General features: G+C 32.8%; 18 protein-coding genes. 7 read left to right on the top strand and 11 right to left on the bottom strand.

Features of this window, described 5'->3' with window-relative positions:
• Positions 1-33 precede the first annotated feature (33 nt).
• Both SJY30_RS13750 and SJY30_RS13755 read left to right on the top strand, forming a co-directional pair.
• Complete coding sequence (locus SJY30_RS13750) at positions 34-870, top strand: class I SAM-dependent methyltransferase (RefSeq protein ID WP_396632723.1); 837 nt, start codon at positions 34-36, stop codon at positions 868-870.
• Positions 871-1,108: 238 nt separating this feature from the next.
• Complete coding sequence (locus SJY30_RS13755; protein ID WP_396632724.1) at positions 1,109-1,615, top strand: OmpH family outer membrane protein; 507 nt, start codon at positions 1,109-1,111, stop codon at positions 1,613-1,615.
• Between the two features lie 45 nt (positions 1,616-1,660).
• Here the strand turns inward: SJY30_RS13755 and SJY30_RS13760 are convergent, their stop codons facing one another.
• The 3 genes from SJY30_RS13760 to rnr all read right to left on the bottom strand — a co-directional run bounded on the left by SJY30_RS13760 (position 1,661) and on the right by rnr (position 5,305).
• Complete coding sequence (locus SJY30_RS13760; protein ID WP_396632725.1) at positions 1,661-2,341, bottom strand: LysE family translocator; 681 nt, start codon at positions 2,339-2,341, stop codon at positions 1,661-1,663.
• A 3-nt stretch (positions 2,342-2,344) separates the two neighbouring features.
• Positions 2,345-3,025, bottom strand: coding sequence for a head GIN domain-containing protein (locus SJY30_RS13765; protein WP_396632726.1), 681 nt, complete (start codon positions 3,023-3,025; stop codon positions 2,345-2,347).
• Positions 3,026-3,112: 87 nt separating this feature from the next.
• Positions 3,113-5,305 (bottom strand): ribonuclease R, encoded by a 2,193-nt coding sequence (rnr, locus tag SJY30_RS13770; RefSeq protein ID WP_396632727.1) that lies wholly within the window; start codon positions 5,303-5,305, stop codon positions 3,113-3,115.
• A gap of 646 nt (positions 5,306-5,951) precedes the next feature.
• On the opposite strand from rnr, the gene rpiB reads away from it, so the two are divergent.
• Entirely contained in the window at positions 5,952-6,380 is a 429-nt protein-coding gene (gene rpiB, locus SJY30_RS13775) for a ribose 5-phosphate isomerase B (protein ID WP_396632728.1), read from the top strand.
• A gap of 111 nt (positions 6,381-6,491) precedes the next feature.
• Positions 6,492-6,935 carry a GNAT family N-acetyltransferase gene (locus SJY30_RS13780; protein WP_396632729.1) on the top strand — a complete coding sequence of 148 codons (444 nt, stop codon included), beginning with the start codon at positions 6,492-6,494 and terminating at the stop codon, positions 6,933-6,935.
• A 47-nt stretch (positions 6,936-6,982) separates the two neighbouring features.
• Here SJY30_RS13780 and SJY30_RS13785 read toward each other — a convergent pair whose 3' ends face one another.
• Positions 6,983-7,357 (bottom strand): hypothetical protein, encoded by a 375-nt coding sequence (locus SJY30_RS13785; protein ID WP_036150827.1) that lies wholly within the window; start codon positions 7,355-7,357, stop codon positions 6,983-6,985.
• A 138-nt stretch (positions 7,358-7,495) separates the two neighbouring features.
• Complete coding sequence (gene dcm, locus SJY30_RS13790) at positions 7,496-8,725, bottom strand: DNA (cytosine-5-)-methyltransferase (RefSeq protein WP_396632730.1); 1,230 nt, start codon at positions 8,723-8,725, stop codon at positions 7,496-7,498.
• A gap of 56 nt (positions 8,726-8,781) precedes the next feature.
• Here dcm and SJY30_RS13795 point away from each other — a divergent pair, with 56 nt between their 5' ends.
• From SJY30_RS13795 to SJY30_RS13805, 3 genes are all read left to right on the top strand, one after another.
• Positions 8,782-9,975, top strand: coding sequence for a C40 family peptidase (locus SJY30_RS13795; protein WP_396632731.1), 1,194 nt, complete (start codon positions 8,782-8,784; stop codon positions 9,973-9,975).
• Between the two features lie 102 nt (positions 9,976-10,077).
• Entirely contained in the window at positions 10,078-10,707 is a 630-nt protein-coding gene (locus SJY30_RS13800) for a hypothetical protein (protein WP_396632732.1), read from the top strand.
• Between the two features lie 390 nt (positions 10,708-11,097).
• Positions 11,098-11,970, top strand: a complete 873-nt coding sequence (locus SJY30_RS13805) for a DUF1080 domain-containing protein (protein ID WP_396632733.1) — start codon at positions 11,098-11,100, stop codon at positions 11,968-11,970.
• A gap of 7 nt (positions 11,971-11,977) precedes the next feature.
• On the opposite strand, the gene SJY30_RS13810 is transcribed toward SJY30_RS13805, so the two are convergent.
• The 6 genes from SJY30_RS13810 to SJY30_RS13835 all read right to left on the bottom strand — a co-directional run bounded on the left by SJY30_RS13810 (position 11,978) and on the right by SJY30_RS13835 (position 19,004).
• On the bottom strand, positions 11,978-13,606 hold the full coding sequence (locus tag SJY30_RS13810) for a S41 family peptidase (RefSeq protein WP_396632734.1): 1,629 nt from the start codon (positions 13,604-13,606) through the stop codon (positions 11,978-11,980).
• Positions 13,590-13,970, bottom strand: a complete 381-nt coding sequence (gene rnpA / locus SJY30_RS13815; RefSeq protein WP_396632735.1) for a ribonuclease P protein component — start codon at positions 13,968-13,970, stop codon at positions 13,590-13,592. Before rnpA ends, SJY30_RS13810 begins: the two co-directional genes overlap by 17 nt.
• A 74-nt stretch (positions 13,971-14,044) precedes the next feature.
• The gene (locus tag SJY30_RS13820; protein WP_396632736.1) at positions 14,045-15,898 is read right to left on the bottom strand and encodes a M1 family metallopeptidase; all 1,854 of its coding nucleotides are present in this window, start codon (positions 15,896-15,898) and stop codon (positions 14,045-14,047) included.
• Positions 15,899-15,914: 16 nt separating this feature from the next.
• The gene (locus SJY30_RS13825; protein WP_396632737.1) at positions 15,915-17,564 is read right to left on the bottom strand and encodes a S8 family serine peptidase; all 1,650 of its coding nucleotides are present in this window, start codon (positions 17,562-17,564) and stop codon (positions 15,915-15,917) included.
• A gap of 43 nt (positions 17,565-17,607) precedes the next feature.
• Positions 17,608-18,468, bottom strand: coding sequence for an MBL fold metallo-hydrolase (locus tag SJY30_RS13830; RefSeq protein ID WP_396632738.1), 861 nt, complete (start codon positions 18,466-18,468; stop codon positions 17,608-17,610).
• Positions 18,469-18,605: 137 nt separating this feature from the next.
• Positions 18,606-19,004, bottom strand: coding sequence for a response regulator (locus tag SJY30_RS13835; RefSeq protein WP_396632739.1), 399 nt, complete (start codon positions 19,002-19,004; stop codon positions 18,606-18,608).
• Between the last annotated feature and the right edge of the window lie 4 nt (positions 19,005-19,008).

The following is a 19,008-nucleotide window of genomic DNA, read 5'->3' on the forward strand; positions in this document are numbered from 1 at the left end:
AAATTACTATACATTAAAACACCTACTAACATCATGCAAGAAAAAATTACAAACCTACAAACCAGGGATTTTCTAGTAACGCAGGAAAATTTTGAATTAGTCTATGACTCCAAAACAGACATGCTAGTTACTAAACCTGTCCCTAAGGATTTATCGAAATACTATGACCCTAATAACTACATTTCACATTCAGATGATGGTAATGGTTTGTTAGAAAAAATTTACCAGCTAGTAAAAAAATATACCTTAAATAAAAAAGTTCAACTCATAAACCACTATACTAATCAAGAAAAAAAACTTCTAGATATTGGTTGTGGTACAGGTGAATTTCTAATACATGCTAAAAATAAAAATTGGAAAACAGTAGGAGTAGAGCTAAATGATCAAGCAAGACAAAAGGCATCAAATAAAAAAATAGATACTTTCAAAAGTTTAGATAATTTAAACAATCAAAAATTTGATGTTATAACCTTATGGCATGTTCTAGAACATCTGCCAAATTTAGAAGATCAAATTCTAAAAATAAAATCTCTTCTAGAAAAAAATGGAACTTTAATAATAGCCGTACCAAACTATAAATCTTACGATGCAAAATACTATAAGCAATATTGGGCAGCATATGATACTCCAAGACATTTATGGCATTTCTCCCAAAAAGCAATTAAAACAATTTTTGCTGAAAAGAATTTTATAGTTAAAGATACACTACCAATGTACTTTGATTCATATTATGTTTCTCTATTATCTGAAAATTATAAAAATGGTTCGTCCAATTATATAAAAGCATTTTATCGTGGTTTCGTATCAAATTTAAAGGCAAAATCTACAACTGAGTATTCCTCGCTTATATATGTGCTTAAAAAAGAGTAAATACCTATTTAGAGTTGTTTTAAGAACATATATACCATAAACCATATATAATACTATAAAATTTAAATAAACGTCTTAAATACTCTTTAAAATACCAATTACTAATAAGTAAAATCAATGAAATATAATTTTAATATAACTAAATCTTATTTTAAGTCAAATCTAAGTATTTATCTTAAATTTTAAATATTTTCATTCTAAAAGCTTTATTACTTTTGCACCACATAAAAATGAAAAAATGAAAAACCTAATTTTAATTTTCGCTATCGCATTATTAGCATCTTGCCAACAAGAAAAAATTGGATACGTAGATAACGTAAAATTGATGGATGAGTATCAACAAAAAATTGATGTTGAATCTAAATTCAAAGTAAAGGCAGATGCCCTAGCTAAAACTAGAGATAGTATAACTCAAGCTTTTCAATTTGAAGCTCAAGCTTTTCAAACTAAAGCTCAAAAAATGTCTCAATCAAAAGCTCAAGAAGAATATGCAGCAATGCAACAAAGAGGTCAGATTATAGGTCAACAACTTCAACAACAAGACCAACAATTACAAATGGAAGGTCAAACAGAAATGGATAGTATTGTTTCTAAAGTAAAAGAAGAAATAAAAGCTTATGGTGAAGCCAAAGGTTACTCTTACATTTTAGGTGGAGGTGATGGTGGTAGTGTTCTTTATGGTAAAGAAGCTAATGATCTTACTGATGAAATAGTAAAACTACTAAACGATAAGTACAAGAAATAAATTCAAAATTTCTTAATTAAAAAGCCGGTCATTGACCGGCTTTTTTTATTCTATAGTATGTGTATCAAATCTTTCTAATTCTTGTTCTATGTTAAACTGATCCTTAGGTAAAAAACCTTTTGTAATAAGAACAATTCCACATATAACCAATATTACTCCTATTATCTTTTTAATATAAATTATGCGTTTAGCTGTGAGCTTACGCTTTAATTGTTTTGCCAAGAGTATTTTAAAAATATCTGTTACAAAATAGGAGAGAAGCACAGTTGCAAAAAAGGTGAAAAAACGATTAGGCTGATTATCTAAAGCTGGACCTACAATTATGATTATTCCTAACCAGAAAACCAATACACCTATATTAATAAAGTTCAGTAGAAAACCTTTTACGAAAAGTCCGAAATAATCTGATTTTCTAATTTTCTTGGAATCTACAGGTATCTCCTTTTTATCTACTTTAAAGAAAGTTACCAAGCCATAAACAAGAAGTATTACACCACCAAAAACATAAAGACCAGGTTGATTACTTAAATTTTCCAATAACTGGAAACTACTAAAATAAGCAACAAGAATAAAAAGAATATCGGCTAATAATACACCAATATCAAAGGTTAGAGCAGCCCTAAATCCTTTTACCGCACTAGTTTGTAACAAGACAAAGAAAACTGGACCAACCATAAAACTTAGGAAAAAGCCTAGTGGAATTGCTGCCTGTATATCTTCTAACATGAACTATTGCATTCTTTTAATGGTACCGCCAAATACCGTTTTCTCTTCTAATTTATTAGGGTTACCGAATACCAGAACTTCACCACCGGCTTTTACCGTTGCTTTTACATAATCTTTTGCATTTATCTCTGCCCTTGAACCGGCGTTTACATTAATTGTGGAAAAATTGGTAAGAAAACCTTTGCCTTCATAAACACCACCAGTATTTATTTGAACGTCTTGTAGATTTGAAAAACCTGCAGTTCTAATAACTCCGCCAGATACAGATTTTATTATCATCTGTTCAACCTCTGCATTAATAACAAGTTCACCACCCTCTTGAGCTTTCAATTCTAGAACATCTTGTTGTATGATATCTTCCGTAACTATTCTAGCATCTTCATTTACATCAATTACCACAATATCACCAGCATAATATAAATCTACAAAGGTTTTATAACCACTGAAAATTTTACCTATTTGCATTCTAATTTTTAAAATACCTTCGTTATTAACAATAGCAACTTTACCCGTATTTTCTCCAGTAATAATAACCTTGTTTTCTGAAGATTTAATTAGGTTAATACTCAAACCATCAAAAACCTTTAACTCTTTAAAAGGTTCTAAGTTTTGGGTAACCTTATTGTCTTGGGCAACCACCGAAAGACATCCTAAGAGAAACATTAAAACTAAAACTTGTTTCATTTTGTTATATGTAATTTATGTAAGTAAACAACTTATAAACAAAGGGTTTACTTAATTCAGCCATGATATACCAAAATCTATTCCAAATTATTTTAAGTTATCAGGAATCAAAGCAAAATCTAAATGCCTTTTTATTAAATCGGTACTTTTAACCATAACGGTTATTTCATCACCTAATGTGTATTTTTTCTTGGTACGTTCACCCACAATAGCGTATTGCTTCTCATCAAAGATATAATAATCTCCTTTGATGTCTCTAATACGAATCATGCCTTCACATTTATTATCAATGATTTCAACATAGATTCCCCATTCTGTAACACCACTGATAACTCCGCGGAATTCTTCATCTTTATGGTCTTGCATAAATTTAATCTGCATGTACTTAATAGAATCTCTTTCAGCACTTGATGCTAGATATTCCATATCAGAAGAATGCTTACATTTTTTCTCAAATTCTTCAGCATTTGCAGAACTACCACCATCCAAATAATGTTGTAATAATCTATGTACCATTACATCTGGGTATCTTCTAATTGGAGAAGTAAAATGTGTATAATAATCAAAAGCCAACCCATAATGACCAATATTATCAATAGTATAAATCGCTTTACTCATACTACGTATCGTAAGCGTATCTACCATATTCTGTTCTTTTTTACCTTTTACATCTTGTAGTAATTGGTTTAAAGAAGAACTTATGGATTTCTTATCCTTAAAATCTAATTTATGTCCGAATTTAGAAACGATACCATTTAAAGCCATTAACTTATCTGGATCTGGATCATCATGAATTCTATAAACAAATGTCTTTTTAGGTTTTTGTTTACCTATAAATTCAGCCACTTTTCTATTAGCTAAAAGCATGAACTCTTCTATAAGCTTATTAGCATCTTTAGATTCTTTAAAATAAACGCCAATAGGTTCACTATTCTCATCTAAATTAAAACGAACTTCAACTTTATCAAAAGAAAGTGCACCCTGATTCATACGCTTAGAGCGCATAATTTTTGCAAGTCTATCCATTTCTAACGTAGCCTCTACAACATCCTTAGAAACCGTATATGCAGCTTCTCTAATGGATATATCCTCTGGTATGTTACCATTACCGTTCTCAATGATATACTGAGCCTCTTCATATGCAAAACGTTCGTTAGAATCGATTACAGTTCTTCCAAACCATTGATCTCTTATAATAGCGTTGCTATCTAATTCAAAAATGGCAGAAAAAGTATATTTTTCTTCATTAGGTCTTAATGAACAAGCATTATTAGAAAGCACTTCTGGTAACATAGGTACCACACGATCTACTAAATACACAGATGTTGCTCTTTCATAGGCTTCATCATCTAAAATGGTATTTTTTTGTAGGTAGTGAGAAACATCTGCAATATGGATACCTATTTCATAATTACCATTTTCTAATTTTTGAAAAGAAAGGGCATCATCAAAATCTTTAGCATCTTTTGGATCAATCGTAAATGTGAGAACCTTACGTAAATCTCTACGCTTTTTAATTTCCTCATCTTTAATACTGGTATCTAAACCATCTGCAAATTTTTGAACATCTGCAGGAAAAGAATATGGTAAACCATACTCTGCTAAAATGGAATGAATTTCTGTATCATGCTCTCCAGGAATACCCAATACTTCAGTAACTCTACCAAAAGGAGAATCTACATCATCTGGCCAATCGGTAATTTCAACTAAAACCTTTTCACCGTCTTGAGCACCATTCAACTTATCCTTCGAGACAAAAATATCAGTATACATTCTAAAATCTGAAGGTCTAACAAATGCAAAAGTCTTTTGCATATCAACAATACCAACGAAAGTGGTCTTATATCTTTCAAGTACTTTAACTATTTCACCTTCAAGCTTTTTACTCTTTTTTCGAGGATAGATATATACTTCAACCTTATCTTTATGGAAGGCTTTATTTAGTTTATTGGCAGGTATAAAGATGTCGTCATCCATACCATCAACAACTATATATGCATTACCCTTTCCGGTAAGATCCACAGTTCCTTCATGAGAAGACTTTGTATTTTCTAAAACCTTATACTGACCACGATCTATTTCTTGAATTCTTTTTTTCTCTTTAAGCTCATTTAACCTTTTAATAAGGGTATTTCTATCTTGAGCGTCTGTAACATTAATTTTAGCAGCAATCTGCTTATAGTTGAAACTCTTATTCGGTTCCTTTTCAAGAACAGTAAAAATTCCTCTTGTAATTTCGTTCTTTCTATGATTCTTCGCCTTCTTATTCTTCTTCGACATTAAACTTTTAATTTATTGGAAAATTACGAATTATAATCCACTAGCTGTTATTCAACTTCTTATTGAAAAGTTAAGTAAACGAGTTGTTATTAACATATATATCATATTAGACATTTTTTCTTTTAAATTAAATTAAAAATTAATGGTTATTATAGCTTGTTAATATCTAGAATAACTTATTTCAATATTACTTGTCTTTATGAGATACTAATACTTGTTGACAATATGTTTTATAAATCTACAATTGAAAATCAGTATTTTGAGAAGTTATTAAACATGGTTTATAAGTGCTATTAACATGAATTTATTAATAACTAAATGTAATTTTAATGTTAACTAGGGGTGTTAATTTGATGAAAATCCTCTAATAGTTTCTAATATTTAAATTCGTCTTCAGAGGATTAAAAGTGTAAGCAGATGTCAACTTTAATAACCAAATTTTTTAGCAACTTTTTCTAAACAATTTATGCATTACGTAATCTTGCTTATAACATACTAATTAACAATTTTTATTAATGACATGATAACTATTGTTGTGAACTCCTCGTTTTTTGTTGTGAATGTCTGATTATTGTACCTTTAGCTCGGTTTTGTTCCACCCCCACTGGATATAAACATGAACTATTAACCTTTAAATACTACACATATGAAAATAGCTATTGGTAACGACCACGCTGGTACAGAATACAAGTTAGCTATTATAGGTTTATTGAAATCTAAACAAGTTGAAGTTATCAATTATGGTACAGATGGTACTGATAGCGTAGATTATCCAGATTTTGCACACCCTGTAGCGCTAGATGTTGAAAATGGTACGGCAGATTTCGGTATTTTAATCTGTGGCAGTGGTAATGGGGCTAATATGACCGCTAATAAACAACAAAATATAAGAGCTGCTCTTTGTTGGACAAAAGAAATCACCAAATTGGCAAGAGAACATAATGATGCAAATATATTATGCCTACCTGCAAGGTATATTGCACTACCTCAAGCACTTGAAATGGTATCCACCTTTTTAAACACTTCTTTTGATGGCGGTAGGCATGAACGTAGAATTGAAAAGATTCCATTATAAAGTTAGTTATTACAACTATGTTGATAACCTAAAATAGTTATTATAAGTACATGGTAATCAATTAGTTATTTTATAATAGATATGAACATAACTCGTTAATTGAACAATTTCATGTTAGATATTAAGGTAAAAAGTTTTAAAGAATTTGATATTGAAGAACTATATAATGTGCTACAGTTACGTAGTGATATTTTTGTGGTAGAACAAGATTGTGTTTATTTAGATATAGATGGTAAAGATGATAAAGCCATTCACGTACTAGGATATAAAAATGATAAGGTAGTAGCATATACCCGTATTTTTAAGCCAGGTGATTATTTTGACCAAGCTAGTATAGGTAGAGTGGCGGTGCACAAAGAATATAGAAAATTTGGTTATGGAAAAATTATTATGCAAGCTTCAATAAAAGCTGTAGAAGAACAATTTAATAAAGATGAAATAAAGATTTCAGCTCAAAAATACCTTACCAAATTTTATACTGACTTAGGTTTTAAATCAATGGGAGACGGGTATTTAGAAGATGGTATACCACATATAGCAATGATCAGAAAATAAAAAAGACCGCTTTTAGCGGTCTTTTTTAATATGTTGCATTCAAAGATTTAAATTTTGATAGGTGTTTTATTACTTAAGTTAATATCCTCAAGCATATTATCTGTAAACTTATAGTGCCCTTTGGTAGTAATAATTCTAAATCTGTTGGAATTCATTCTACTCAAAGTATCTAAAAACAACCACTTAGATTTCAGTAATCTGGTTTTTGGAGATTTTAAGCTAATATCAAAATAATATTTTCTACCGTTTTTGATAGCTACAATATCTGGAGTAACATTGTCTTCCAAACCTTTTCTTGAGTATGATTTAGGAGTTTCATAACCTTCCATATCAGCTTTGATATTCTCGAAACCGGTAGCTTCTAAATGTTGAATTGACTTTTCTAAAAATTCTACGTTTTCTGACTTTTCTACTTTTACCATACCTAATAAAATAACAAAAAAAAGGACAATTCCTAATTTTAAACGTTGATTAACAATATGTTGAGTTTAAAAACAGATTTTAATGAAGTATGATTTTTAGTTAGACTAGTTCCCTTTTGCTTAAAGAAGGAAGAAATATTATGTTGATTTAATTTTATCTGAAAGCACTTCACCTATTCTTTTAACTACACCAACTACCAAAGCATTACCCATGAAAAAAGCTCTTTTGGTATTAGAAATTCCTTCTAGTAAAGTATGGTTATCGGGGAACATATTTAAACGTTCAAGTTCTACGGGAGTTAATCTACGAAGTCCTTTTTTGGTGTTGATAACATGTTTAAAGCGCGATGCACTTTTACCGCCTTCACCTGTAATAACTGTTCTAGAGGCATTATCTAGAGCATCAGGAAAAATCATGTTACCTTCATTATAATGATAGGCAAATCCAGATTTAGAAGTTCTGGTTTCTTTTTTAGCACCTTTTAAATAGTACCACTTATCATGCTCCTCTTCAGGAATATAAAACTCTTCAGGTATAGTTCCTTTTTCAAGAACATCGGCTAAGACCGTTCTTTTTCCAATAAAACTAGCTGTAGTTTTAGTAGTATATGCTTTTCCTTTAATGAATACTCCAGTATTTTGAAATGGAGATAATTTTTCGCCTAGATTAAAATTCTCAGATAGTGTAACAAGGTCATCGGTGATATCAAAAGAAATCATTTTTGAAGAAGTGCTTGTTATTGGAAAAGCCGTTGCTATAGTTCCTTTTTCAAAAATCCAGTCTTCGGCTTTGACCTTTTTAAATTGTTTGTATAAGGGTGTAGATTTATGGTATCCTAAGAAAAAAATACGTCTACGTCTTTGTGGCATTCCATAATCTGCAGCGTTAATAACTCTCCATTCTACGGCATAGCCTAAGTCATCTAAACTTTTAAGCATAATGGCAAAATCCCTACCTCTTTGGCTTGATGGAGATTTTAATAACCGATCTACATTTTCAAGAAATAAGTATTTAGGCGGATTTTTCTTTTCCGATAGTATTCTGTGGATACTCCACCATAAAACTCCCTTTTTACCAATAAGTCCTTTAGAGTTATTTGAAGTGGCGGCAACTGAATAATCTTGACAAGGAAAACCACCAACTAAGATATCGCCATCTGGTATGTCTTTGGTAGGTACTTCAGAAATGTCTTCATTTCTATGGTTTTCATGACCAAATCTAGCTTCATAGACTTTAGAGGCGTGTTGTGCTTTCGTACTAGGCTCAAATTGATTACTCCAAACTACTTCGTAGTTCTCGGTATCCTCTAATCCTAAGCGAAAGCCGCCAACGCCAGCAAAAAGTTCTATGACCTTTAGTTTCTTCATTTGCGATAAAATTACATAATTTCACAAGGCTAATACTATTAGAAATTATTTTACGGATGAAGAGAATTATCTTAAAGAGGTCTTTTGTATTGATTTTGATTGCTTTAAATACGGCATGTGGTGTACATATAGACGAAAAGAAATTATTGGTCAAAGAAATTGAAATCATAAAAAACACATTTGCACCAGATAAACGTACCGCACTTTTTAATTTAGAAGTATTAGATGGTCCATCAGGTTTTACCTTAGTTGGTGAAACTAACTTACCATTGGCTGTAGATTCTTTGAATAATCTTTTAAAAGAAAAGGGAATAAAAACCACTAACGATATTAAAATTTTACCTGGCGACGAGCTAGAAGGTATGACCAAGGCGGTTATTAACATCTCTGCCGCCAATCTTAGAAGTAACCCTAAACATTCCGCAGAATTGGCAACACAGGCAACTTTAGGTACCATTGTTAATGTTCTAAAAAAAGAAGGAGATTGGTATTTGATACAAACACCAGATAAGTATTTAGCATGGGTGGATCCAGGCGGAATTCAATTAATGAACGCACAGGAAATTGAAAATTGGATTGCAGCAGATAAAATTATTTACACCGATACTTATGGACATGCTTTTAATACAGAAGAGGCTAAAGAAAGAACTTCCGATATTGTTGCCGGTAGCTTGTTAAAACTATTAAGTAGTGATGATGAGTATTATAAAATTGAATTTCCCGATGGTAGACAAGGGTATATTTCTAAAGACGAATCTGTAGCATATAACACGTGGCTTTCAAACTTGAATTTTAATGCAGATTCACTTATTGCAACCTCAAAAACATTAATGGGCGTACCATATTTGTGGGGTGGTACTTCTACAAAAGGTGTTGATTGTAGTGGCTACACAAAGACTATCTATTATTTAAATGGTATGGTAATTCCACGTGATGCCTCTCAACAAGTGCACGCTGGTAAACCGATAGATTCTATTGCAGATTTCAGCAAATTGCAGAAAGGAGATTTATTGTTCTTTGGAAGAAAAGCAACAGAAACTACTTCAGAAAAAGTAGTGCATGTAGGTATGTGGATCGGTGATAATCAATTTATACATTCATCTGAAATGGTACGTATAAGTAGTGTAGATAAAGATGCACCAAATTATGATGCGTTTAATGTAGGTAGATATTTAAGAACACAGCGCTTATTAAATGAAGAAGATCCTTTACTTCAAAACTTACATATTACTATGCCTATTAAAGATTAAGCAGTTCATTTATTAAAATGGCGTTTCATCGATTTTAAGATAAAAATTATAACATAGTAAAATTGTACCCGTTTTATCATAGTTATCTCTCATTTACCTGCTATGAAAAAAACAAATCTTTTAGTTTTAATCTGCTGTTTTGTTGGATCATCTATTGCTATTGCCCAAAAAGATGCAGCAACTTTATACTTTAAAGATGGCAAACAATTAAGGGGAATGGCAAAGCTTGTAAATGGCGACCAGGTAAAATTCAAAAAAAATAAAGGAGATAAACCGGAAAAATATCATTTTGAAAATCTAGAGCAAGCAGTTATAAATGATAGGGAAGAGCCATCTACTTATATCTATCTAGAGACAAAAAAAGGCTATTTCAATGTTGTAAGAGAACTTGAAATAGGTATCGTTAATCTATATATTTTAGAACAAACAGGGTATTCTTCACCAATGTTCGTTGGTGGTGCCAATGGTCAAATGAATATGTCGAACGGTAATTACTACGATATTAAAAACCTTTATGTTAGAAGAGGTGTAAGTGGAGAAATTACACACTTAGGTTCAAATCAACTTTTTAGTAAAAATTTTAAAAATGCTGCTTCAGAATATTTTGCCGATTGCCCTGAACTAATAACTAAGATTCAGAACAAAGAGTTCAAGAAAAAGCATGTTAGAGATATTGTCAAATTTTACAATCTACAATGTAATAATCAGCATGTGGTTGTTTTAAAGAAATAGAGTAATTATTTTTAATTAATTAGTTGAAATAAATTCACGTATATCTTTACTTAGTTTTATAAAATCTGGTTCATGTGTATACATCATATGACCAGCTTCATAATACTTCATTTCAAGACAATAATTACCAATTTTTATCTTCTATTGGTTTGCCATAAGCTATAACGTTTATTGTATTAAGTATCTAGTATACTACAAAATAGTTGTCAAAACATTTTCTATAATTCGTTTGAAGAACAAGCATATTAAAGTGCTATAACACAAATTGATGTGCAGCCTATAGATGTATGTTTATATATTGGTATTATTTAAGGTATCAGAACATTAAGTATATTTAGAAGAATATTCATTTTATAAATCCAGTATTTAAAGATTCAACTATTTATCAATATGAAAACGCAACAACTTAAATCTCAACTACTAGGAACTTCACTTTTATTTTTATTAGGATGCGGATTAATTACCTCGCAAGAAACGAACGATGGTTGGGAAACTATGTTCAATGGTAGTGATTTAAATGGGTGGACAACTAAAGTACATCATTTTGAAGTGGGCGACAACTATGCGGATACCTTTAGGGCTGAAGATAATATGGTAAAGGTGAGGTATGATAAATATGAAGGAGAATTTAACAATAGGTATGCTCATTTATATTACGACAAGCCTTTTTCAGATTTTCATTTAACGATGCAATATCGTTTTGTAGGTGAACTATATAGAGGTGCACCAGATTATACAATATTAAACAGCGGTGTAATGTTTCATTCGCAAGACCCCAAAACAATGCTAAAAGAACAAGATTGGCCCATTAGTGTAGAAATACAATTTTTAGCGGGAGTAGAAGAAGGTGTAGAACGCCCAACAGGTAATATGTGCTCACCAGGTACCGATGTAGTTTATGAGGGTAAAATAGACCCAAGACACTGCATTAACTCAACATCAGATACCTATTATGGTGATCAATGGGTAACGGCGGAATTGGTTGTATATCACGATTCATTGGTTAAACATATCATTAACGGCAAAACGGTATTAGAATACACAAAACCACAAATTGGTGGTGGTGTAGCCAATGGATATGACCCTAAAATGAAACAAGATGGTAAGCTGTTGACAAAGGGCTTTATTGCTTTACAAAGTGAAGGTCAGCCAATTGATTTCAGAACTATTAAAATCCGCAATCTAAAAGGATGCACAGACCCAAAGGCAAGTAACTTTAATGCATACTACCAAGTATCGGATAAAGAAGCTTGTACTTATTAATTACCCGTTATTTTAAAATAGCGCTGTATTTAGAATTATTACTTAATAATTCGGTAGCCGCTAAAATGGCATCATCGTTATTTAGGTAATATTGGTATAAACCATCTCTGTAGAAATAACGTTTAACGATTTCATCTTCAAGATTCTTTTGAATTTCGCTTTGGTATTTATCTAAAGCATTGATTTTACCTTTTTCTATGTTCGCTAATAAGGTTTTGTAGCTATCCTTAACATCTGCCCCTAAAAAGTCGTTTTCATCGCCTGAGAGCGCTTTTTTAATAGCTTCTTCTGCCTTGGTCTCGAATGAGAAACTACTTTGCTTTACATAGTTTTTAAAAGCATTAAAATCAGCATCTGTGAATTTAAAATCGGCAACATCGTTATACTCGTGTGTGTAATGGTAATTGGTAGCATAATCGAAAATAACATTGTTCTGTAGCAATGCCAAAGTAAGGTCATTGGTTTTAGAAGTAGCTACTTCAATATCTGGTAAAATACCACCACCGTCTTGTACTTTTCTACCATTACGAGTAGTAAAATCGTTGAAGGTAGTATTGCGAACCGCTTTACCACTTTCATCACGGTTCCAATAATCCAATGATTGTATACAACGACCAGAAGAAGTGTAATATCTAGAAATGGTAACCTTTAACTGTGTACCATAAGTTAGTTTAAGAGGGCGTTGTACCAAGCCTTTTCCAAAGCTTCTGGCACCCATAATAACCGCTCTATCTAAATCTTGTAAACTACCTGAAACAATTTCACTTGCAGAGGCACTACTACCGTTTACCAATACCACTAAAGGAATTTCCTCATCTACAGGTTGGTTATTGGTATGATATTCTCGGTTGAATTTTTTAACCTTAGATTTTGTAGTTACTACTAATTCCCCTTTTGGAACGAATAAGTTGGTAACATTGATAGCTTCAGATAATAAACCACCAGGATTTCCTCTTAAGTCCAAAATGATTTTTTCGGCCCCTTTTCCTTTCAGATCCAATAAGGCAGATTTCGTTTGTTCGGTTGCTTTGGCATTGAACTTTGCAAGAACAATATACCCTGTTTTGTTATCGATCATTTTAAAGAAAGGCACGGCATCTACTTCTATCCCTTCTCTTGTGATACTTGTAGTGTTTAATTTACCTTGTCTCTTGTAAGTAACGTTTATAGTTGACCCATTAGCCCCTTTTAAAAGCTCACTGGCATTATCTTCAAAATCCGCAACTTTGATATCTCCTATTTGTATTATCTCATCACCAGCCTTTAATCCTGCTTTATCTGCGGGATATCCCTGGTGTGGTTCAATAATCAGTAATTTATCATCAAAAGAGCGTACCATGGCACCAATACCAGAATATTCACCAGCATTGTTTATACGATACGTTTCAACATCTTGTTCGTTTAAGAATTTGGTATAGGGATCCAACTCGTTAAGCATATTTTTAATGGCGGTATCCATTAATTCTGCCGGATTGGTTTCATCCACGTAATTCATGTTCAGTTCTTTGAACAAGGTGGTAAAGATTTCTATCTGTTTGGCTATTTCGAAAAAGTCGCTTTTATAACTACTTCCTACAAAAAGGAAAGCGATGGCAATTATGGGTACTAGTACTTTTTTACTAACTATTTTTTTCATCAATCTGTAGCTTAAACTTGTTTAAAACGAGCTTCATTTTATGATCTAACTGCTCAAAGGTGGGCATATCTTTACCAAGGTATAAAAATAGAAACGCAAAGTTTGTATCTGTATTGTTAATAACCAAGCCTTTGTTGAGTCTATAAGACTCTCTTAGCAAACGTTTAATGTGGTTTCTATCTACGGCACTTTTAAAATTGCGCTTAGATACCGTAACAGCGGTTTTAATCGGAACTTCTTTTTTCTCTACGGATAGATAAATTAATTTCAACGGATAAACAGAAATACCCCTACCCTCTTCAAACAACTGGGTAATGAGTATTTTACTTTTTAGTTTTTCCTTTTTTCCGAAGGATGCATCCATTTATAAAAGAAGTTTTAAAAAAGAATTAGCCCCCAATTTGGGGGCATAAATATCTTAACGTTTAGAAGAAGAAATTACTCTGCTTGCCAAACATTGTTCTCTAAATTAACATCTGCCATTAATTGAGAAGGATCAATAACGATTGCTTGTATTGAGGTCATTGGTTTATTGATTTCAAAATCATAGGTTGGGTAAGCCCATGGCCAATCTTCAATAACAGTTCTTTCAATACCAGCATAAGCATTCTCTTTTTCTCCTCGCATCATACGTAAAGGAGCATAAAAAGTTTCTTTGCTACCATCATTATACACTACTAAAATATCTAAAGGCATTGGCATTAGACCAATTCGTTCTAAAGTAACTTTAGTGTTGTTTTCTGATGCTGTAACTTCTTTAATACCGTAATCAATTGTATTTGTAGTTTGTGTCCAATCTGTTAAATACCAGTCTAGTTCAAAACCAGATACTTTTTCTGCAACACGTTTAAAATCGTTAGGCACAGGATGCTTAAATTTAAACTCATCATAATATTTACGAATGGTTTCAATCAATTTATCTTGACCGATAACATAACCTAATTGAGATAAAAATATAGAACCTTTGCTGTACGCAGAAATACCATAGGCAAAGTTAAGAGCGTAACGGTCTGCATATGTACCTTGTGGTTGTTCTTTACCTGAAAGCGCCAAGTTTCTATACCCTTTGTAAGTCCCCTCAAAAGGATTCTCTTTTTCATAATCCATAATTTCAGTCATACAAAGTTTAGAAATAAAAGAAGTAAACCCTTCATCCATCCACTCATGTTTAGCTTCGTTTGTAGCTAATATATGTTGAAACCAAGAATGTGCCATTTCATGAGCCATAACACCCACTAGACTACCAAACTTTCTATTACCGGTAATAAGTGTTGACATGGCATACTCCATACCGCCATCACCTCCTTGAATAACCGAATATTGATCATATGGGTATTTACCAATGTTTTTACTGAAAAACTGCATAGCCTCCATCGTTTTAGGCTGAAGCTTTTTCCAGTTCTCTAAAATTTTAGCATCGTCTTTGTAAAGAAAATGAAGCACTGGTCCGTCAGGCACTTGCTGAATATCGTGAATGTATTCTGGGTCTGCGGCCCACATAAAATCATGTACCATTGGAGCTTTAAAGTGCCATGTTAAGGTCTTTCCCTTTTGTTTTTTGATTTTGGTACCAGGGGTTTCATACCCATGACCTATCTCGTTTGGGTTTTGCAAATAACCTGTTCCACCAACGGTATACTCTTTGTCAATGGTCAATTTCACATCAAAATCTCCCCAAACTCCCTGAAACTCACGAGCTATATATGGATCTGCGTGCCAACCTTCAAAATCATACTCCGCCAATTTTGGATACCATTGGCTCATGGACAATGCAACACCTTCTTCACTGTTTCTACCAGAACGTCTAATTTGTAAAGGCACTTGACCTTTGAATTCCATATTAAAAGTAGACTTTGCACCAGCAGCTATCGGCTTAGCTAAATCTACCACCAATACGGTACCTTCCTCAGAAAAAGTAACCTTGTTTCCATCTTGTGTTAAAGAGGTAGCATGTAGATATCCTATTTCACTATCGGTAAGAGAAGCAATTCTACTTTTCTTGTCTGTAGTAGTCATTCTATCATCTGGATCGGCAATTGTCTGTAGTCGAATATCCATTTCACTACCTGGCTGAAAAGCGTTGAAATACAAATGGAAATAAACACGTTTTAACTCATCTGGTGAGTTGTTCGTGTATACTAAGGTTTGGGTACCGGTATATTGAAAAGTTTCAACATCCATATCAACGGCCATGGTATAATCAACATGCTGTTGCCAATAATCTGTCTTGTTTTGTGCCAGCAATCCTATAGAGAAAATTGCGGTCAAAAATGTAAAAAATGATTTAGTCATATGAGTTATGTAAGTATTATAATTTAATCTGTCCTGCAGCTATTTTACTGGCTAAAACCAAAGCATTGTAGGCATTGGCAATTTTGCCAGAAGTAGATATTTCATCTAAAGAACCGCTCTTACCTGTGTTTTTACCCAACACTACTTTGGTTTTAATAGGTAAACCAGATTGTAGTATTATTTTTTTCACTTGGGCAGCCGTTAATTTTGGATATTGAGACATTACCAAAGCAGCAACACCTGCGACACCAGGTGCAGCCATGGAAGTACCTGGAGAATATTCATATTCGTTATTAGGATACGTAGAATAGATGTCTGTACCTGGGGCAAAAATATCAACATTTATTTTACCGTAATTAGAATAGCTTGCCACCAACTCAGAGCCGTATTTTGGATTTAAGGCACCTACGGTTATAACATTATCGGTAATTTCTGGTCCGTTATTTATTTGATCATTAGGGAAGTTAGCGTTAACCGGGTTATCTAGATCAGCAGCATCATTACCTGCAGCGTGTACAAAAAGAACATTATTATCTGCAGCATATTTAATAGCGTCGTACACCCAATCGGCATTAGGTGAAAAAGACTTTCCAAAACTACCATTGATTATACGTGCTCCGTTATCAACTGCGTAACGAATACCTCTGGCAATATCCTTATCATACTCATCACCGTTAGGTACGGCTCTAATACTCATTATAGCTACATTGTTGGCAACACCGTTAACACCTTTACCGTTGTTACGTTCGGCAGCGATTATACCCGCTACGTGTGTTCCGTGGCTTTCATCATCTACCCTATTGTTTGGGTTTCCGTTACCATAATCTACATCGGTAATGTCATAGGCATTATCACCAACAGAGGCCCTACCATTGAAATCTTTGTTTAGATTATAGTTAAGTTGTTCTGTATAGTATTTAAGTCCTTTAGTTAAATCTTCAAGAACACCTGGTATGGTTTCATTAATGCCGAACATTTGATTAAGAATGGCAACATTACGTTGCATAGTCTCATCCGTAGCATTAATACCGGCTAAATCTTTTTTGGTATAGGTATCTTTATTGAGATACTTTTTTACAGCTGCATCTGCATTTTTTACAGCTTGGTAAATAGATTCATATTGTTCTTTACCTTGTAAAGCCTCATTATACTTGGTGTCTAGTTTGGTTTTTGCTTTTGCTAAAGTAGCAGCGTCACCTATGCCCAAACGAAGCATACGAACATATTCTAATTGCTCGTTATAAGATTCGCCCAAGAAATTATAACCGTGTATATCGTCAATGAACCCGTTACCGTCATCGTCAATACCATTACCGGCTTTTTCTTTGGTGTTCGTCCATAAAACATCATCTAAATCTTCATGACTTAAATCAATACCAGAATCAAGAACGGCAACAATTGTTTTAGTCCCTTTTTTATTTTTAATGATTTCGCTGTACGCTTTATCTACACTCATACCAGGTATAGTATCGGCAACTAGATCTAAATGTCCCCAGTTATTCTTTTCTTTTGTAGTAAGATCAGAAATTTTTAAAGGCGTATCGTCTATATTTTCTACAGGGGTAAGGATTAATCCGCTTCCTCCGGCAGTTTTTGTGCTTCCGCATCCTGTTAATATTGCAGCTATAGAAAGGGCAAAAATTGATTTAAAATATGAATTCGTCATATATGGGCAACTGTTAGTTAATGTTTTTATTTATAATGTAAAATTAATTGAAGAGCTCGTTAAAAGTGTATATCTGATCTAAACGAACACCCCGATCTGTGTGTTTTAGGGTACAAAGTTGGTTATGGGCATCATGTTCAAAAAAGAGAAAGTAATTATTATCTGCAGCTTCGTTCAAGAATATCTTTTTTTCGGACATTGTCAATAGTGGTCTGGTATCATAACCCATAACATAAGGTAATGAGATGTGCCCGACTGTAGGTATAAGGTCTGCCATAAAGGCAATTGTTTTACCTTGATATGAGAATTGTGGTAGCATTTGTTTTTCGGTATGACCATCTACAAAACGGATGTCAAAACCTAAAGGACTGTTTTTTAGAAAACTATTTTCTGCATCATCGACAAAGAATAATTGTTCGCTTTCTTGCATAGGCAAAAGATTCTCTGTCAAGAAAGAAGCTTTTTCTCTCGGATTTGGTTCCGTAGCCCATTTCCAATGTTTTTCATTGGTCCAAAATTTAGCATTTTTAAAAGCAGGTTCGTATCCGGTTTTATCCTTGTTCCATTGTATGGCACCACCAACGTGATCAAAATGAAGGTGTGTTAAAAAAACATCGGTAATATCATCTCTGTGAAAACCATATTTTTTTAGAGAAGAATCTATCGTATAATCTCCCCATCTGTAGTAATAGCCAAAAAATTGATCAGATTGTTTGTTGCCCATACCGGTATCTACCAGTATTAATCTATCGCCATCTTCGATTAATAGACTTCTGGCGGCAATATCTATTAAATTATTATCGTCTGCCGGGTTTGTTCTTTGCCAAATTGTTTTGGGTACAACGCCGAACATAGCACCACCGTCCAATTTAAAATTACCGGTTTCAACAGGATAAATTTTCATAAAAGGCAAAATAATAAAAGTGTCTGTATTCTTAGTATTATTAAGAAAGTATTATCATTTAACCTTGAGATTATAAGGTTTTTGTAGGTGTAGAAGTTTAATTATGAATTTTTAAATTAAAAGATTTAAATCTCGGCTTAATCCTCATTAAGTATATCTCCGATGGAATGATGGGCTAAAGGTTTGGTTAAATGTTTTTTTATGACAGGATAATTTTTACCCTTTTCAGTATCTAAACTGTCTATAGAAGAACTTAAAATATAAACTTTACAATGGTTTATAAGAGTGTGGGGTAATTTGATATATTCATCTAAAAATTCAAACCCGTTCATACCTGGCATTTTTATATCTAAAAAAATAACATCTGGTAATGCCTCGGTATTATGAATATTGGTATTTAAATAATTTAAGGCTTCACTCCCAGAGGTCATGGTTGTAATTTGAGAAATATTATCTTCTTTCGAGATAATGGCTTTGTTAATAAAGTTGTCCACGTCTGAATCGTCGATCAGTAAAATATTTATATCCTTTGCCATGTTT

It is taken from the genome of Maribacter sp. R86514 (genome assembly GCF_044597005.1).
GTDB lineage: Bacteria > Bacteroidota > Bacteroidia > Flavobacteriales > Flavobacteriaceae > Maribacter.

Bases quoted from the DNA above. Each gene is read 5' to 3' on its own strand.
- SJY30_RS13820 (WP_396632736.1), bottom strand. From the start codon at position 15,898: ATGACTAAATCATTTTTTACATTTTTGACCGCAATTTTCTCTATAGGA.
- SJY30_RS13765 (WP_396632726.1), bottom strand. From the start codon at position 3,025: ATGAAACAAGTTTTAGTTTTAATGTTTCTCTTAGGATGTCTTTCGGTG.
- SJY30_RS13835 (WP_396632739.1), bottom strand. From the start codon at position 19,004: ATGGCAAAGGATATAAATATTTTACTGATCGACGATTCAGACGTGGAC.
- SJY30_RS13800 (WP_396632732.1), top strand. From the start codon at position 10,078: ATGAAAAAAACAAATCTTTTAGTTTTAATCTGCTGTTTTGTTGGATCA.
- SJY30_RS13755 (WP_396632724.1), top strand. From the start codon at position 1,109: ATGAAAAACCTAATTTTAATTTTCGCTATCGCATTATTAGCATCTTGC.
- SJY30_RS13830 (WP_396632738.1), bottom strand. From the start codon at position 18,468: ATGAAAATTTATCCTGTTGAAACCGGTAATTTTAAATTGGACGGTGGT.
- dcm (WP_396632730.1), bottom strand. From the start codon at position 8,725: ATGAAGAAACTAAAGGTCATAGAACTTTTTGCTGGCGTTGGCGGCTTT.
- SJY30_RS13805 (WP_396632733.1), top strand. From the start codon at position 11,098: ATGAAAACGCAACAACTTAAATCTCAACTACTAGGAACTTCACTTTTA.
- SJY30_RS13795 (WP_396632731.1), top strand. From the start codon at position 8,782: ATGAAGAGAATTATCTTAAAGAGGTCTTTTGTATTGATTTTGATTGCT.
- rnpA (WP_396632735.1), bottom strand. From the start codon at position 13,970: ATGGATGCATCCTTCGGAAAAAAGGAAAAACTAAAAAGTAAAATACTC.
- rpiB (WP_396632728.1), top strand. From the start codon at position 5,952: ATGAAAATAGCTATTGGTAACGACCACGCTGGTACAGAATACAAGTTA.
- SJY30_RS13825 (WP_396632737.1), bottom strand. From the start codon at position 17,564: ATGACGAATTCATATTTTAAATCAATTTTTGCCCTTTCTATAGCTGCA.
- SJY30_RS13750 (WP_396632723.1), top strand. From the start codon at position 34: ATGCAAGAAAAAATTACAAACCTACAAACCAGGGATTTTCTAGTAACG.
- SJY30_RS13785 (WP_036150827.1), bottom strand. From the start codon at position 7,357: ATGGTAAAAGTAGAAAAGTCAGAAAACGTAGAATTTTTAGAAAAGTCA.
- SJY30_RS13760 (WP_396632725.1), bottom strand. From the start codon at position 2,341: ATGTTAGAAGATATACAGGCAGCAATTCCACTAGGCTTTTTCCTAAGT.
- rnr (WP_396632727.1), bottom strand. From the start codon at position 5,305: ATGTCGAAGAAGAATAAGAAGGCGAAGAATCATAGAAAGAACGAAATT.
- SJY30_RS13810 (WP_396632734.1), bottom strand. From the start codon at position 13,606: ATGAAAAAAATAGTTAGTAAAAAAGTACTAGTACCCATAATTGCCATC.
- SJY30_RS13780 (WP_396632729.1), top strand. From the start codon at position 6,492: ATGTTAGATATTAAGGTAAAAAGTTTTAAAGAATTTGATATTGAAGAA.